Raw genomic sequence first — 14,397 nt, 5'->3', positions numbered from 1 at the left:
GTCGGGGTGGTGGTGCGTTGCCGAGTGCCCATTATCCATATATCCATGGAATATTGGAGAGTCGGTCTCCCCGCGCCGGTGGTCAGACGACGGTCGGTGCCGGAGGCGTCCAGCGGCGATGGGGCGGCAGGGCGTCCGAGACGCCGTAGTCCTTGCGGAGCTGTTCCGGGATCGCGTAGTGCATGACCCGGCCCCGGGTCAGTGAGGACAGCTCCAGCACCGTGGTCAGCTGGCCGAGCCGGTCCAGCGCCCAGGCGCCGAGGGGCGAGCGGTCCTCGACGGTCTCCAGCACCCCCAGCAGATGCGGTACGGCCTTGACGACCGAGTCCCACGCGGTGCGCGGCACATCGAGCCAGTCGGCGCTGGTGTCGCCGACCAGATGGCGGATCAGCGCGGAGACGATCGGGTCGAAGAAGGTGCCGGGCACGACCTCCTCGTAGAGGTCGATGAGCTGGCGGGTGAGCTGGGATCCCTCCGGGGACGGGCCCATGTGCCGGATCATGTAGAGGTCCAGGAACTGGCGGGCCTCGTCCAGGGTGCGCGGGACCGCGTCCTGGTCGACGCCGAGCATCGCGCCGACGACCCGCCACGCGTAGTAGTACGCCTCCGCGCCGCTCTGGGACATATGGATGCCGAGCCGGTGCAGGCTGTCCAGCACCAGCATCGAGAAGAACATCTGGCCGCCGATCATGTCCTCCTGGCAGATCGGCGTGCCGAGGGCGGCGGTGTCCCAGAGGCCCTCGCGGCGCAGATGGTGCCGGATGGAGGCGTGCAGCAGCCGTACCTTCTGCGCGGCCGGGATGAACCGGCTGCCCGCCTCGAACGCGCCGGGCTGCATCAGATAGACGGTGAACTGACCGGTCTCCGCCATCCGCTTCGACGGGTACTTCAGCCCGTGCGTCGCCGACAGCAGCTTCGCCACATGCGGGACGACATAGCAGGCCGGCATCGAGGCGAAGGACAGCGCGGTGGAGATGTGGACGTTGTTGTCGATGAAGAACAGCCGGGCCTTCTCCATCTCCGCCCAGTCCACCCAGGGCGGCGGCGCGGCGGTCGCGGCCAGATACTCCCGGGCCACCTCGGGCAGTCCGTCCGGCAGCGGGGCCCCGGCGGTGGAGACGTACCGCATGAGGGTGTTGAACGTGCCGACCTCGCCCCGTTCGAAGAGGGTGGCGACGGTGGCGTCGGCGAGTTCGTCGCCGGGGTGGCGCAGGGCGTCGAGGGTGGCGTCGGTGTAGCGGGGGGCGGGGCCGGTACCGGGGGTCGCGCCGGGGGCGGGGGACGAGGGGTGTTCCGGGGTCATGGGGTGGCTCCTTGTCCTGAGCTTGTCCTGAGCGGGCGGAGTCGGGGGTCAGGACGTGCGGGCGGTCGCCGAGTGGGCGAGGGAGGTCAGCGCGCCGGTGGCGGACGCCGGGACGTCCAGGTCGTGCAGGGCGTCGAGGGACTGCTCGACGCGGACGGCGATCATGTCCTCGATCCGGTCGGGCGCCTTGAGACGGACCATCAGCTCGCGGACGGTGTCCAGCGCCCCGGCGTCCAGGGCGCGGCGGCCCAGCAGGGCGTCCAGCCCGTCGCGTTCGGTGGCGTCGGCGAGGCGCCGGGTCTCGGCGAGCAGGGCGGTGGGGCGGCGGCCGGAGAGATCGTCGGCGTTGGCCTTGCCGGTGTGCGCGGGGTCGCCGAACAGGCCCAGCAGATCGTCCCGGAGCTGGAACGCCTCGCCGAGCGGCAGCGCGTACGCCGAGTAGCCCTCCCGCAGCCGGGCGCCCGCCCCGGCCAGCGCGCCGCCGATCAGCAGGGGCTGCTCGACGGTGTACTTGGCGGTCTTGTACCGGATCACCTTCAGGGACGCCTCGGTGTCCGCGCCGGTCCCGGTGCGCAGGATCTCCAGGCACTCGCCGGCGATCAGCTCCCGCGCCATCACCGTCCACAGCGGGCGGGCCCGCGCGAGATAGGCGGCGGGCAGACCGCTGGCCGCGAAGAGCTGCCCGGCCAGGGCCATCAGCAGATCGCCCACCAGCATCGCCAGTGAACGGGCGGCGGCGTCGGCGCGCGGACGCCGCCGGACCGCGCCGCGCAGGGCGCGATGGGCGGTGGGCAGACCGCGGCGCAGCGGGCTGTCGTCGATCAGGTCGTCGTGCACCACGGCGGCGGCGTGCACCAGTTCCATGGAGGCGGCGGCCCGCAGCAGTGCCTCGCTGTCCGGCTGGCCGACCGCGCGCCAGCCCCAGTAGCAGAACGCCGCGCGCAGCCGCTTGCCGTGCGCGACGGCCGCCTCGACCTGTGCGGCGACCGGCGCCAGCAGCGGATCGATCTCGGCGAACCGGTCGGCCTCCTCTGCGACGAAGGCGTGCAGCACCTCGTCGACGCGGGTGCGGAAGACGGCGGGGTCCCAGCGGTCAGGCATGGGCACCGGGCCGCCGGGACGCGGGGACGCCGGGGGCGGGTGCGGAGGCGGGTGGCGATGCGGGTGAGGGTGCGGAGGCGGGTGTGGTGCCGGTGGTGTGGCGTGAGTGCTGGGCCAGGATCTCCAGGTGGGCCGGGGGCGCGGTGGCGTACCGGTCCAGGACCAGGCGTCCGCGCGCCACGAGGTCCTGCTCGGCCTGTTCCGCGAGTTCCGCTCCGTCCGAGCGGCGCAGCAGGCCCCGTAACGTGCCGAAGGCCGTGCCCACCGTGCTGAGCGCGAGGTCGGCGAGCCCGGCGGCCAGCAGAACCGCCTGCTGATCCAGTGCCGGGCGCCGCGAGGTCGTGCCGTCCGTCATGTCGTCCCCCCACAGGTACGCGTCCGGGCGGCGCCGGTCGTGCGCCGCCCGCTTCGAGGATCGCGGCGGGGAGGGCGGGCGAGCGGGGGGAAACCACCAACGAGTGACCTCTCGTACGGCTGTGCGGAGGTGTGTCGGGGTGGGTGTCCCTGGCGCCGGGCTGAGCCGCGTGCCGGGCGGGGCTTGCCACATTTCTGGTTCCGATATATCGTTGACGCATCGCGACTGAGTCAATGAGATGACCGGCGAAGGTCATGGCAGTCGCGACGAAGACATCCGAAATGGAGTGATCACAATGCACACGCATGGATATGAGCACGAGCACGGACGCCGCCGCGGCAAGGGCGGACACGACGGCCGCCGGGCCGCCTTCGGGCCCTTCGGGCCGGGCGGCGGTCATGGATTCGGCGGACAGGGCTTCGGCCCCGGAGCCTGGGGAGGCCGCGGACGCGGCGGACCCAGGGGACGGGCGCGGCGCGGTGACGTACGCGCCTCGATCCTCGCCCTGCTGAAGGACCGGCCGATGCACGGCTACGAGATGATCCAGGAGATCGCCGAGCGCAGCGGCGGGGCGTGGAAGCCCAGCCCGGGTTCGGTGTACCCCACCCTTCAGCTGCTGGAGGACGAGGGGCTGATCGCCAGCGCCAGTGAGGGCGGCAAGAAGCTGTTCTCGCTCACCGACACCGGGCGCCAGGCTGCCGACGAGGGGCCGGACGCCCCGTGGGAGGAAGCCTCGCGCGGGGTCGACTGGGACACGCTGAACGAGATCCGGTCGGCCGGGTTCGGTCTGCTGGAGGCGTTCGGCCAGGTCTGGAAGACCGGCAACAAGGAGCAGCGGGACAAGGCGCTCACCATCGTCAACGACGCGCGCAAGAAGCTGTATCTGATTCTCGCCGATGAGGACTGACGGTCAGGCCCGGCCGTCGGCGCGCGGCGGTCGGCGGTGCCCCCGGGAGGCAGGTCCCCCGGGGGCGCCGCCCTGTCCGGCTCAGGTGACCGGGCCCTCCGGCTCGCGCGGGGACGCGTACGGGGCCACCGTCGCCGAGTCGTTCGGCCCGCCGTCAGGGACAGCGCGGCGCGCGGCGCTTCGTACTGGCCGTACTGACCGCACTGACGGCACTAACCGCACTGATGGGCCACCGCGGCGCGCGGCGCTCCGTGCTGATGGACCATCGGATCAGCCCATCCTGCGGATCTCCGCCGCGTCGAACAGATCCCACGCGCGAGGATACGGTCCTTCGTCGTGGCAGTGCCAGGCTTCCCAGAACAGGTCGGCCAGCAGGGCGTCCACCGGGGCGTACACCCGGTACACATAGTCCCTGCCGTCGACCGCCGGCAGCGCCACCAGCCAGCAATCGTGGTCCATGTCTGTGTCGGACGAGCGACACTGGGTGATGGTTGCGGTCGGGGGCGCGGCCCGCGCACGCGTGCGCCCTGTGCCGGTTTCGGCGTGATCTCATCCGTAAGGAGGAGATTCCGTCCGGTGACGTCCCCTCTGCGTGGGACGCGAAGATGCTTCCCGCCGGGGATGACTTACGCCAAAGGGGCTGATGGGGTAGGGGTTGTGCACCACCGAATCCCCCGTCAACCCGCCTCCGACCAGGACACCGCCTCCTCCGCGGCCCGGCGCGCGGACCACGGGGCCGGGCCCGGCGCGGAGTTGACGACGGTGCTCGCGGGGGCGCGGCGGCGAGCGGTCCGCGACGGGGACCGCCAGATCGACACCGCGCATCTGCTGCACTCCCTGCTGGAGGCCGACCCCGAGGTCCGCGCGGCCTGCGAGGACGACGGGCCCCGGCTCGCCCGGCTGTTCGGCTATCTCGTACAGCGGAGCATCGGCTACGGACTGCGCTGGCAGGGCACCGTCGAGGACTCCGGCGCCCTCCCCGTGGTGACCATGGCCGACGGCTACTCCCCGCTCGCCGCCGCCGCGCTGGAACTCGCGGGGGACCGCGCCGCCCGCCGGGGCCGGGACCAGCCCCGGGGACTCGATCTGCTCGCCGGGCTCACCGCCGACCCGGAGGCCCGCGCGGTCGAGGTCCTCACCCGCGCGGGCATCGACCACCACCAACTCGTCAAGCGGCTGGAGTCCGTCCAGGGCGGCTGAGCCCCCGGGTGGCCGGTACGGGGGTCCGTCCACTCGATGAGACAGGTGTCAATGGGGGTGACGCTCATGTCCTCCCCTGTCATCATGTGCCGGTGCGCACGACACAGAGCAGCCACGGCAGCCGTGGCAAGGGCGTCGGACTGGGCCTCGCGCTCGGTTCCGCCGTCGCCTTCGGCGGTTCCGGCGTCGCGGCCAAGCCGCTGATCGAGGCGGGCCTCGACCCGCTGCACGTGGTGTGGCTGCGGGTCGCCGGGGCCGCCCTGGTGATGCTGCCGCTCGCCGTGCGCCACCGGGCCCTGCTGCGCCGCCGCCCCGCGCTGCTCGCCGGGTTCGGGCTGCTCGCCGTGGCCGGGGTCCAGGCGTTCTACTTCGCCTCCATCTCCCGGATCCCGGTCGGCGTCGCCCTGCTCGTGGAGTACCTCGCGCCCGCCCTGGTGCTGGGCTGGGTGCGGTTCGTGCAGCGGCGGGCGGTGACCCGGGCGGCGGCTGTCGGGGTGGTGCTCGCGGTCGGCGGGCTGGCCTGTGTGGTCGAGGTGTGGGCCGGGCTGAGCTTCGACGCCGTGGGGCTGCTGCTCGCGCTCGGCGCCGCCTGCTGCCAGGTCGGCTACTTCGTCCTCGCCGACCAGGGCAGCGACTCCGGCGCCGACGCCCCCGACCCGCTCGGGGTGATCGCCTACGGACTGCTGATCGGCGCCGCCGTCCTCACCGTCGTCGCCCGCCCCTGGGGCATGGACTGGGGCGTCCTCGCCGGCACCGCCGCCATGGACGGCACCGCCGTCCCCGCCCTCGCCCTGCTCGGCTGGATCGTGCTGGTCGCCACGGTGATCGCGTACATCACCGGCGTGGTCTCCGTACGGCGGCTCTCCCCGCAGGTCGCCGGGGTGGTGGCCTGTCTGGAGGCGGTCATCGCGACCGGGCTGGCCTGGGTGCTGCTCGGCGAGCAGCTGTCCGCCCCGCAGCTCATCGGCGGCGCGATCGTGCTGACCGGCGCGTTCATCGCCCAGTCCGCCACCCCGGCCAAGGGCTCCGGGGCGCGGCCGGTGGCCGGTGCGGGAACCGAACGGGAGTTGTCGGCCCGTGGAACCACGACATAGGGTATCGATCATGCATGCGAACGCACTCGTCCTTCCGCCTCCGGCCGCCTGAGGCGGGCCCTCCGGAACCCGCGCCCCGCGTGACCCGCCGGGCGTGACGGTGCTGCCCGCAGACGAAGTCCGCGGACCCCGCTCCAGCGGTGGTCCCTTCCCGAACTTCCGCGCCCCGGGCGCGACTGCGGAGAGAACGCGTGTCCCTTCCTCCTTCCCCTGTCGAGAACCCCCGCTCCCGTGCAGGTTCCCGTTCAGGTCCCCGTTCCCGTTCCCTTTCCCCGGCGGGTGCCGGTGAGCGCCGGGCCGGGCGGCTGTCCGTCGGGCGCGGGCTGCTCCAGCTGATCGTCGCCGGAGTGGCCTGGGGCACCGCCGGTGCCGCCGCCTCCCTCGTCTACCGGACCAGCGACATGGGCTCGATCGCCCTGTCCTTCTGGCGCTGCGCCGCCGGACTGGTCCTGCTGCTCGCCGTGCGCGCCCTGCGCCGCCCCCGCACCGCGCGGCCCGTCCCCGCCGCGCCGGAGCCACTGCGCCGCAAGGTGCTGCGTGCCTCAGCCGTCGGCCTCGCCCTCGCGGTGTTCCAGACCGCCTACTTCGCCGCCGTCTCCGCCACCGGGCTGGCCGTCGCGACCGTCGTCACCCTCGGCGCCGGGCCCGTCCTCATCGCGCTCGGGGCCCGGTTCACCCTGGGCGAGCGGCTGGGCCGCGGGGGAGCGGTCGCGGTCGCCGGGGCCCTCGCCGGACTCGGGGTGCTGGTCCTCGGCGGCGGTGACACCTCCGTACGGCCCTGGGGCGTGGGGCTCGCGCTGCTGTCGGCGGCCGGGTACTGCGCGATGACCCTGCTCACCCGCTGGTGGGGCCGCCACGGCGACACCGACGCCTCCGGTACGACGGTGTGGGCGTTCGGGGTGACGACCGCGCTGCTGCTGCCGCTCGCCCTCGCCGAGGGGCTGGTCCCGCAGACCGCCGACCCGGTCCGGCTGGTCTGGCTGGTCGTCTACATCGCGGCGATCCCGACCGCCCTCGCCTACGCGCTGTACTTCGCCGGAGCGGCCGTCGTCCGGTCCGCGACGGTGTCGGTGATCATGCTGCTGGAGCCGGTCAGCGCGGCGGCCCTCGCGGTCGTCCTGCTCGGCGAGCACCTCACCGCGGCGACCGTCGCCGGCACCCTGCTGATGCTGGGCTCGGTGGCCGGCCTGGCGTGGGCGGAGACCCGGGGGAGCGGGGGCGTGGCCGGGGGGTGAACGGGCGGGTGAGTGCCCGTGCCTGTGCCCGCGCCTGCACGGGGTTCCGTCGCGGCGGGTGCTCCCGTGCCGTACCGGGTTCCGCGTGCTGCACGGGATCCGTCCCAGTGGATGCTCCCGCTCTACACCGGGTTCCGTCGCAGCAGATGCTCCCGTGCCGCCCGGTCGCCGGGGCCGCCGCGGGCCGCCAGGCCGTCCGCGAGCCGGGACCGCACCTCGGTCGGCCGGTGACCGGCGTACTTGAACTTCGCCCGTACCTCGATCACTTCCAGCCTCAGGCCCCGGATCCCCGGCAGCATCCGGCCGTACGGTGCCTCCCCCGCCGCCACCGGGGCGGAGCCGCCCTCCGGCTGGAAATGGGCCATCTGCCGGTTGAGGAGGGCGGCCTTGACCGCCGGGTCGTCCACGATCTCGGCCCGGCAGCGCAGTTGCACGGCGGCGTAGAAGCTGGTCGGGGTGCCGTGCTCGGGCGGCTCGCCGGGGGACGCCTGCCAGGGGCCGGGGACGAAGGCGTAGTCGTCCACCACGCTCAGCAGCACCCCCGGGTCCGCCTCCAGGGCGGGCCAGAGCGGGTTGGGGCGGGCGAGGTGGGTGACGATCTCGCCGTACGCGCCGGGTCCGGCGCCCGCGTCGTAGACGAAGTGCAGGGGCTGGACGGACGGGGGGTCGCCGGGCAGGCCGTTGACGGCGAGCTGCCCGAAGTCGTGGGCGGCCAGCCAGGTCCGCCACTCGGTGTCGTCGTGAGCGGTGTCCCAAGGGTGGATCAGCATCACCGCACCGCCGCCAGGTAGTCCGGCAGGGCCGTGCCGGGGGCGAGATCCGCGTCCGGGAGCGGGGCCTCGTAGCCCTTGCACAGCGGGACCACCCCCGCCCAGTGGGGGAGGTCGAGGTCCTCGGGCTCGTCGTTCACCCCGCCCGTGCGGAGCTTGGCGGAGACCTGGTCGAGGTCGAGGCGGATGACGGCGGTCGCGGCCAGTTCCTTGCGGTTGGCGGGGCGGGAGTCGGCGGCGCGGCCCGGTACGACATGGTCGACCAGGGCGTCGAGGGCGGCGCGCTTCTCGTCGGGGTCGGTGACGTCATGGGCGATGCCGTGCACCACCACCGAGCGGTAGTTGATGGAGTGGTGGAAGGCGGAGCGGGCCAGCACCAGGCCGTCGACATGGGTGACCGTGAGACAGACCGGGAGCCCCGGCTCGGCCTTGCCGGTCATCCGCAGCGGACGCGAACCGGTCGAGCCATGGACGTAGAGCCGCTCGCCGACCCGGCCGTAGAGCGTGGGCAGCACGACCGGGGCGCCGTCGCGGACGAAGCCGAGATGGCAGACATAGCCCTCGTCGAGGATCGCGTGGACCATCTCCCGGTCGTACCGGGCGCGGTCGGCGGAACGGGTGGGGACCGTGCGCTCGGTCGGGGTGTAGGCGGAGGCGGTACCCGGTGGTGTCGGGGTCGTTCCCGGGGTGGTCGTCCCCGGGGTGGTTGCTCCCGGCGTGGCCGGACTGGCGGCTGACATGGCGCCCTCCCTTGCACTAGTGCATAATGTCGTTTGTGCTAGTAGAGTACGCAGAATATCCGATCAGTGGACGGGGCGCAGCGGAGATTTCCGCGAGCGTGGAGCGCGCGGTCGCGGCGGGCGAGCTGCGGCCGGGGCAGTCGCTGCCCCCGATGCGGGAGCTGGCCGGGCTCCTGGGGGTGAACCCGAACACCGTCGCCGCCGCGTACCGGGTCCTGCGCGAGCGCGGCGTCATCGAGACCGCCGGGCGGCGCGGCAGCCGGGTGCGGGCGAAACCGGCCACGACCGGGCGCGAGCAACTCCGGGTGGACGTCCCGGAGGGCGTCCGGGACATGTCCGCGGGCAACCCCGACCCCGCGCTGCTGCCCGCCCTCGCCGGGGTCTTCGCCGAGGCCGCCGCGCAGGCCGACCGCGACCCGGTGCTGTACGGCGCCGACCCCGAGGAACCCGACCTGGTCCGCCTGGCCCGCGCCGATCTGGACGCCGACGGCGTTCCCGCCGGGCCCGCCGCCGTCACCTCCGGCTCCCTGGACGCCGTCGAACGCGTCCTCGCCGTCCATCTCAAACCCGGTGACACGGTCGCCGTCGAGGACCCCGGCTGGGGCAGCCTCCTCGATCTGATCCCGGCCCTGGGCCTGCGCACGGTCCCGGTCGGCGTCGACGACGACGGCCCCCTCCCCGGTGACGTGCGCGCCGCCCTCGCCGCCGGGGCCCACGCCCTGATCGTCACCGACCGCGCCCAGAACCCGACCGGCGCGGCCCTCGGCGCCCAGCGCGCCCGCGCCCTGCGCGAGATCCTCGCGGCCCACCCCGGAACCCTGCTCATCGAGGACGACCACGGCCATCGCATCGTCGATCTGCCGCTCCATCCGCTGGCCGGGGCCACCCGTTCCTGGGCATTCGTCCGCTCGGCCGCCAAGGCGTACGGTCCCGATCTGCGGCTCGCCGTCCTCACCGGCGACGCCGTCACCCTCGACCGGGTGCGCGGACGCCAGCGCCTCGGCCCCGGCTGGGTCAGCCGGCTCACCCAGCGGGCGGTGGCCCGGCTTTGGAGCAGCGGCGCGGTGGACTCCCGTACGGTCGCGGCGGTCTACGGTGAGCGGCGCGGCGCGCTGATCGCCGCGCTCGCCGAGCGGGGGGTCCCGGCGTACGGGCGCAGCGGGCTCAATGTGTGGGTGCCGGTGCCTGATGAGACCGGGGCGGTGGCGCGGCTGCTGCACGCGGGGTGGGCGGTGGCGCCCGGGGCCCGGTTCCGGATGTCGGCTCCGCCGGGGGTCCGGGTCACGATCACGACGCTGATGCCGGGGGAGGTGGGGGTGCTGGCGGATGCGATCGCGCGGGCGGTCAGTCCCGGGGTGCCTCGTCATTCGGCTTAGGGCGGGTGTGTGTCGGGTGTGAGTGGTGGGCGTGTGTGTCGGGTGTGAGTGGCGGGTGGTTGGCGGCGGGTGCGGGTGCGGGTGCGGGTGCGGGTGCGGGTGCGGAAGCGGGTGGCGGAAGCGGGTGGCGGGAGCAGGTGGCGGGTGCGGGTGCGGGAGCACGTGGCGGGTGCGTTGTGGCTGGTCGCGCAGTTCCCCGCGCCCCTGAAGGGCGTGTCCCGGACCGGCGTTCAGATGGGGGCGCCCTTCGGCCCGGTGTTCACCTGGGGGCGTGTCCCCGTCCGGCGTTCAGTCGGCCCGGCGGGCACCCGCGCCGCCGGTCCGTATCTGCGTCAGTGCCGCCCCCGCCACCACGATCACCGCGCCCACCGGTGTCGACCAGGTCAGTGACTCGCCGAGCACCAGCACCCCCGCCCCGGTCGCGACGACCGGGATGAAGTACGTGACCATCTGACCCGTCGTCGGACCGACCTCCGCCACCAGCCCGTACTGCACCAGCACCGCGAACCCCGTGCCGAGCGCCCCCAGCGCCACGATCGCCAGCACCGGCACCGGATGGAACCCGTCCGGCGCCGAGGTGAACAGCGGTGTCACCACCGCCAGCTGCACGGTCGCCAGCAGCAACTGCGCCCCGGTCAGCGAGAGATGCGACGCGCCGGACCCGGCCAGTGTGCGCCGGACGTAGATCCAGCCGATCGGATAGCTCAGCGAGGCCAGCAGCGCCAGCGCCGTACCCGTGGCGTCCAGCCCCTGGAAGCCCTGCCACGCACCGAGCACGGTCAGCACCCCCAGGAAGCCGATGCCGAGCCCGGCGACCCGGACCCGCGTCGGCCGGTCCTCGGAGAGCGCCACCAGCGACAGCGCCATGCCCCACAGGGGTGAGGTCGCGTTGCAGATCCCGGCCAGGGTCGACGGGATGGTCAGCTCCGCGTACGCGAACAGCGAGAACGGCAGCGCGTTCAGCAGCAGGGCGGCGACCGTCAGATGCGCCCAGGTGCGGGCCCCGCGCGGCAGCCGCTGCCGCTTCACGGCCATCGCCACCGCCAGCACCGCCGTACCGAACACCAGCCGGCCGAGGGTGACCTGGAACGGGGGGTAGCCCTCCGTCCCCACCTTGATCAGCAGAAAGCTGAAGCCCCAGATCAGGGACAGCGCGGCGAAACGCAGCCGCCAGTCCAGCCGTCGGCGGGCCGGGGCCGAGGGGCCCACGGTCGCGGATGCGGTGGTGGTATTGGCGGCGGTGGTGGTGCGGGCGGCTGCGGTCATGGCGTCCACGATCGCGCGGGACAACCTCGTAGCACAATCGAAATCTAATGCCCTTTATCTCGTAGCAGCGCTTAATCGTGCGTACGCTGGGGGCATGCTGAATCTCGAACGGCTGCGGACCCTCGACGCGCTCGCCCGGCACGGCTCCGTCAGCGGTGCCGCCGAAGGGCTGCACATCACCACCTCGGCCGTCTCCCAGCAGATGGCCAAGCTGGAGCGGGAGGTCGGACAGCAGCTTCTCGCCAAGCATGGCCGGGGTGTCCGGCTCACTGACGCCGGGCGGCTGCTCGCCGAACACGCGGCCCGCATCCTGTCGCAGGTGCAGCTCGCCCAGTCCGATCTGGAGGCCCAGCGCGGGCAGGTGGTGGGGGAGCTGCGGCTGTCCGCGTTCCCGACCGCCGCGCGCGGGCTGTTCCCGCTCGCCCTGTCCGCGCTGCGCGCCGAGCACCCCGGGCTGCGGCTGCGCTCCTGCGAGCTGGAGCCCGAGGGCGGGATCCGCGCGGTGGTCCGCGGCGACCTCGATCTCGCGGTGGTCCTCGACTGGTACAACAAGCCGCTGCCGCTGCCCGACGGCCTGGTCAAGGCGCCGATCCTGGACGACCCGGCGGATGTGGCGCTCCCGGCCGACCATCCGCTGGCCGACCGGGACGAGGTGGATCTCGCCGAGTTCCCGGACGACGAGTGGATCACCTGGGGGGAGGGCGAGTTCTGCCATGAGTGGCTGGTCTTCACCCTGCGCTCGCGCGGTGTCGAGCCGATCCTCGGCCATCGCGCCGCCGAGACCCACACCCAGCTCGGCCTGGTTTCGGCCGGGCTCGGCGTCTGCATCGCCCCCCTGCTCGGCCGCCACCCGATGCCGCACGGCGTTGTCACCGTCCCGCTCAAACAGCGGGTCACCCGCCATGTCTACGTCGTCTGGCGCGCCGACGCCGACCGCCGCCCCTCGATCCGGGCGGCCGTCCGGGCGCTGCGTACGGCGGGCGAGAAGATCGGCGCGTCCGTCACCCCGCCGGTCGCCTCCGGCGCCATCCGCGGTGCCTCCACCGGGTCGGTTTCCGGAACAGGTGTCTGACAGGACGTCAGATGTCCCGGCCCGCCGACAGCTTGACCCGCCCTCCGGTCGCGCGCAACGCCCGCCACTCGGCACGCGGCCACGAGGGGGAGCCATGGCGGCGCAGGACCAGGATCGCCCGGCTGGTCGCCGCGGCCCATGAGACCGGCGTCCAGGTCGTGCACGCTCCCCGGCGCCGTGTTCGACGCGATGAACCGGGGCTGTCGCGCGGTCGTCCCGGCGGACGCCATCGCCGGGGTGCCCGCCGACCATGTGCCCGCGATGATCCGCCACACCCTCGCGCTGATCGCCAGGGTCACGACCACCGATGAGATCCTGGGCCGGCTCGGGCGCCGCCGCCGCTGACCTGGCCACTTGGCCGCCGGGCCGCCGGGCCGCCGGGCCGCCGGGCCGCCGGGCCGCCGGGCCTCAGCGTCTCAAGGCCCCCGGGGTCTCAGGGCCTCAGCGGGACCATCCGGACCATTTGGGTCATTTGGGCTATCCGGGCGATCCCGCCCATCGCGCGTCACGCCAGCAGGATCTCGTCCCCCTCCACACTGATCCGCGTCTCCGGCAGCGGCTGCGTGGCCGGGCCCTGCTGCACACTGCCGTCGGTGGCGGAGAAATGGCTCTGATGACAGGGGCAGACGATCACCCCGTCCGTCACGTCCTTCACCGCGCAGCCCTGGTGGGTGCACTTGGACGAGAACGCCTTGAACTCCCCGGCGACCGGCTGGGTGACCACCACGCCTTGGTCGGCGAAGACCTTGCCGCCGCCCTCGGGGATGTCCGACGTACGGGCGAGCGGGGTGCCGCCCCCGCCGCCGCTCTCGGCCGGGGCGCTGCCGCCCGGCGACGCCGCGTCCTCGGTGGCCGAGCCGGACGACGACCCCGAGTCGTCCCCGGAACCGCACGCGGTCAGCGCCACGGCGAGCCCGGTCGCCCCGGCCGCGGCCATGACCGTACGGCGGGCGGGCCGGAGGGGAGGGGCGGTGCGGTGAAGGGATTCGCTGGCCATGCTGACGTTCCTTTCCAGGGACGTGGTGTGATCTTCCGGATCTGTCCGGGGCTTCCCGGATCTGCAAGGTTTCCGCGATCTCATCAGCAGTACGAACGGCACGCGGGACGAGTTCACCGGGCCCCCGATCTTCACCCGATCGAGACGCGGACGGTCCAGGGCGGCCCGGGGTGGCCATGAACGCCCCAGTAGCCTGGGGCGATGCTCAAGGACGTCACCGCCACCCGCTACATCACGCCCCTGCGTGAGGGCGGCTCCCTGCCCGGTCTGGTCGAGGCCGATGACCTCGGGACGTACGTCCTGAAGTTCCGCGGCGCCGGGCAGGGTCGCAAGACGCTGGTCGCCGAGGTGGTCTGCGGTGAACTGGCCCGCAGGCTCGGGCTCAGGGTGCCCCGGCTGGTGACCGTGGCGCTGGACGCCGTGCTCGGGCTCGGCGAGCCCGACCCCGAGGTGCAGGAACTGCTCAAGGGCAGTGCTGGCACCAACCTCGGCATGGACTTCCTCTCCGGCGCCGTCGGTTTCGATCCGCTGACCTTCGAGGTGAGCGCCGCGGAGGCGGGCCGGGTGGTCTGGTTCGACGCGCTCGTGGGCAACGTCGACCGCTCCTGGCGCAACCCCAACCTCCTGATGTGGCGCGGCGAGCTATGGCTCATCGACCATGGCGCCACGATGATCTGGCACCACAACTGGCCCGGCGCGGACGCCTCCGCCGCCCGCCCCTACGATGCCGCCGACCACGCCCTGCGGTCCTTCGCCCCCGATGTCCGGGCCGCCGCGGCGCGGCTCGCTCCGCTGGTCACCGAGGAACTGCTCACCGAGGTCACCGCCGCCGTCCCGGACGCCTGGCTGACCGGCGAACCCGGCTTCGACACCCCGGACGACCTGCGCCGCGCCTACGTCCGGCCCCTGCTGGCCCGCGCCGCGACGGTCCATGAGCGCATCGCCGGACTGGAGGAGACGGGATGACCGACCAGCGGATCA

Annotated in this window: 15 protein-coding genes and 1 pseudogene; 8 read left to right on the top strand and 8 right to left on the bottom strand. The window is 73.6% G+C overall.

The annotated features are described in order from the left end of the window. Nucleotides 1-82: 82 nt before the first annotated feature. The 3 genes from ABZX40_RS26290 to ABZX40_RS26280 are packed head-to-tail and all read right to left on the bottom strand — an operon-like array spanning nt 83 to nt 2,759. Nucleotides 83-1,303 (bottom strand): oxygenase MpaB family protein, encoded by a 1,221-nt coding sequence (locus ABZX40_RS26290; RefSeq protein ID WP_355743345.1) that lies wholly within the window; start codon nt 1,301-1,303, stop codon nt 83-85. A gap of 48 nt (nt 1,304-1,351) precedes the next feature. After that, on the bottom strand, nt 1,352-2,404 hold the full coding sequence (locus ABZX40_RS26285) for a polyprenyl synthetase family protein (protein WP_355743342.1): 1,053 nt from the start codon (nt 2,402-2,404) through the stop codon (nt 1,352-1,354). After that, nucleotides 2,397-2,759, bottom strand: a complete 363-nt coding sequence (locus ABZX40_RS26280) for a hypothetical protein (RefSeq protein WP_355743341.1) — start codon at nt 2,757-2,759, stop codon at nt 2,397-2,399. The genes ABZX40_RS26285 and ABZX40_RS26280 overlap by 8 nt, the downstream gene beginning before the upstream one ends. A 295-nt stretch (nt 2,760-3,054) precedes the next feature. Here ABZX40_RS26280 and ABZX40_RS26275 point away from each other — a divergent pair, with 295 nt between their 5' ends. Then, nucleotides 3,055-3,666, top strand: a complete 612-nt coding sequence (locus ABZX40_RS26275) for a PadR family transcriptional regulator (RefSeq protein ID WP_355743338.1) — start codon at nt 3,055-3,057, stop codon at nt 3,664-3,666. Nucleotides 3,667-3,936: 270 nt separating this feature from the next. On the opposite strand, the gene ABZX40_RS26270 is transcribed toward ABZX40_RS26275, so the two are convergent. Further along, a complete protein-coding gene (locus ABZX40_RS26270; RefSeq protein WP_355743335.1) occupies nt 3,937-4,125 on the bottom strand; it encodes a hypothetical protein in 189 nt (62 codons plus the stop codon). A gap of 198 nt (nt 4,126-4,323) precedes the next feature. On the opposite strand from ABZX40_RS26270, the gene ABZX40_RS26265 reads away from it, so the two are divergent. The 3 genes from ABZX40_RS26265 to ABZX40_RS26255 all read left to right on the top strand — a co-directional run bounded on the left by ABZX40_RS26265 (nt 4,324) and on the right by ABZX40_RS26255 (nt 7,195). Continuing rightward, nucleotides 4,324-4,866 (top strand): Clp protease N-terminal domain-containing protein, encoded by a 543-nt coding sequence (locus tag ABZX40_RS26265; protein WP_355743332.1) that lies wholly within the window; start codon nt 4,324-4,326, stop codon nt 4,864-4,866. 86 nt (nt 4,867-4,952) lie between these two features. Continuing rightward, nucleotides 4,953-5,960 carry an EamA family transporter gene (locus ABZX40_RS26260; protein WP_355743329.1) on the top strand — a complete coding sequence of 336 codons (1,008 nt, stop codon included), beginning with the start codon at nt 4,953-4,955 and terminating at the stop codon, nt 5,958-5,960. Nucleotides 5,961-6,265: 305 nt separating this feature from the next. Then, complete coding sequence (locus tag ABZX40_RS26255; protein ID WP_355743452.1) at nt 6,266-7,195, top strand: DMT family transporter; 930 nt, start codon at nt 6,266-6,268, stop codon at nt 7,193-7,195. 122 nt (nt 7,196-7,317) lie between these two features. Here the strand turns inward: ABZX40_RS26255 and ABZX40_RS26250 are convergent, their stop codons facing one another. Further along, nucleotides 7,318-7,965 (bottom strand): FMN-binding negative transcriptional regulator, encoded by a 648-nt coding sequence (locus ABZX40_RS26250; protein ID WP_355743326.1) that lies wholly within the window; start codon nt 7,963-7,965, stop codon nt 7,318-7,320. Next, nucleotides 7,965-8,705: a pyridoxamine 5'-phosphate oxidase family protein gene (locus ABZX40_RS26245; RefSeq protein WP_355743323.1), complete on the bottom strand. Its 741-nt coding sequence runs from the start codon at nt 8,703-8,705 to the stop codon at nt 7,965-7,967. Before ABZX40_RS26245 ends, ABZX40_RS26250 begins: the two co-directional genes overlap by 1 nt. Nucleotides 8,706-8,731: 26 nt before the next feature. On the opposite strand from ABZX40_RS26245, the gene ABZX40_RS26240 reads away from it, so the two are divergent. Then, on the top strand, nt 8,732-10,081 hold the full coding sequence (locus ABZX40_RS26240; RefSeq protein WP_355743320.1) for an aminotransferase class I/II-fold pyridoxal phosphate-dependent enzyme: 1,350 nt from the start codon (nt 8,732-8,734) through the stop codon (nt 10,079-10,081). 288 nt (nt 10,082-10,369) lie between these two features. On the opposite strand, the gene ABZX40_RS26235 is transcribed toward ABZX40_RS26240, so the two are convergent. After that, nucleotides 10,370-11,347: a DMT family transporter gene (locus tag ABZX40_RS26235; protein ID WP_355743317.1), complete on the bottom strand. Its 978-nt coding sequence runs from the start codon at nt 11,345-11,347 to the stop codon at nt 10,370-10,372. 94 nt (nt 11,348-11,441) lie between these two features. Between ABZX40_RS26235 and ABZX40_RS26230 the strand changes: the two genes are divergently transcribed. Continuing rightward, nucleotides 11,442-12,419, top strand: coding sequence for a LysR family transcriptional regulator (locus ABZX40_RS26230; RefSeq protein ID WP_355743314.1), 978 nt, complete (start codon nt 11,442-11,444; stop codon nt 12,417-12,419). Nucleotides 12,420-12,584: 165 nt separating this feature from the next. Further along, nucleotides 12,585-12,764 (top strand): annotated as a pseudogene (locus ABZX40_RS26225) (cysteine hydrolase); the annotation flags it as partial. A 160-nt stretch (nt 12,765-12,924) separates the two neighbouring features. On the opposite strand, the gene ABZX40_RS26220 reads toward ABZX40_RS26225, so the two are convergent. After that, nucleotides 12,925-13,416, bottom strand: coding sequence for a Rieske (2Fe-2S) protein (locus ABZX40_RS26220; protein WP_355743311.1), 492 nt, complete (start codon nt 13,414-13,416; stop codon nt 12,925-12,927). Between the two features lie 201 nt (nt 13,417-13,617). Here ABZX40_RS26220 and ABZX40_RS26215 point away from each other — a divergent pair, with 201 nt between their 5' ends. Next, nucleotides 13,618-14,382 carry a HipA family kinase gene (locus ABZX40_RS26215; protein ID WP_355743308.1) on the top strand — a complete coding sequence of 255 codons (765 nt, stop codon included), beginning with the start codon at nt 13,618-13,620 and terminating at the stop codon, nt 14,380-14,382. Nucleotides 14,383-14,397: the final 15 nt, after the last annotated feature.

This window comes from Streptomyces sp. NPDC004610 (genome assembly GCF_040609715.1).
In the GTDB taxonomy this organism is placed as follows: Bacteria; Actinomycetota; Actinomycetes; order Streptomycetales; family Streptomycetaceae; genus Streptomyces.
Note: the sequence above shows the minus strand (reverse complement) of the source record. Positions and strands in the feature narration are given on the sequence as shown.

Bases quoted from the DNA above. Each gene is read 5' to 3' on its own strand.
- ABZX40_RS26290 (WP_355743345.1), bottom strand. From the start codon at position 1,303: ATGACCCCGGAACACCCCTCGTCCCCCGCCCCCGGCGCGACCCCCGGT.
- ABZX40_RS26285 (WP_355743342.1), bottom strand. From the start codon at position 2,404: ATGCCTGACCGCTGGGACCCCGCCGTCTTCCGCACCCGCGTCGACGAG.
- ABZX40_RS26280 (WP_355743341.1), bottom strand. From the start codon at position 2,759: ATGACGGACGGCACGACCTCGCGGCGCCCGGCACTGGATCAGCAGGCG.
- ABZX40_RS26275 (WP_355743338.1), top strand. From the start codon at position 3,055: ATGCACACGCATGGATATGAGCACGAGCACGGACGCCGCCGCGGCAAG.
- ABZX40_RS26270 (WP_355743335.1), bottom strand. From the start codon at position 4,125: ATGGACCACGATTGCTGGCTGGTGGCGCTGCCGGCGGTCGACGGCAGG.
- ABZX40_RS26250 (WP_355743326.1), bottom strand. From the start codon at position 7,965: ATGCTGATCCACCCTTGGGACACCGCTCACGACGACACCGAGTGGCGG.
- ABZX40_RS26245 (WP_355743323.1), bottom strand. From the start codon at position 8,705: ATGTCAGCCGCCAGTCCGGCCACGCCGGGAGCAACCACCCCGGGGACG.
- ABZX40_RS26240 (WP_355743320.1), top strand. From the start codon at position 8,732: ATGTCGTTTGTGCTAGTAGAGTACGCAGAATATCCGATCAGTGGACGG.
- ABZX40_RS26235 (WP_355743317.1), bottom strand. From the start codon at position 11,347: ATGACCGCAGCCGCCCGCACCACCACCGCCGCCAATACCACCACCGCA.
- ABZX40_RS26230 (WP_355743314.1), top strand. From the start codon at position 11,442: ATGCTGAATCTCGAACGGCTGCGGACCCTCGACGCGCTCGCCCGGCAC.
- ABZX40_RS26220 (WP_355743311.1), bottom strand. From the start codon at position 13,416: ATGGCCAGCGAATCCCTTCACCGCACCGCCCCTCCCCTCCGGCCCGCC.
- ABZX40_RS26215 (WP_355743308.1), top strand. From the start codon at position 13,618: ATGCTCAAGGACGTCACCGCCACCCGCTACATCACGCCCCTGCGTGAG.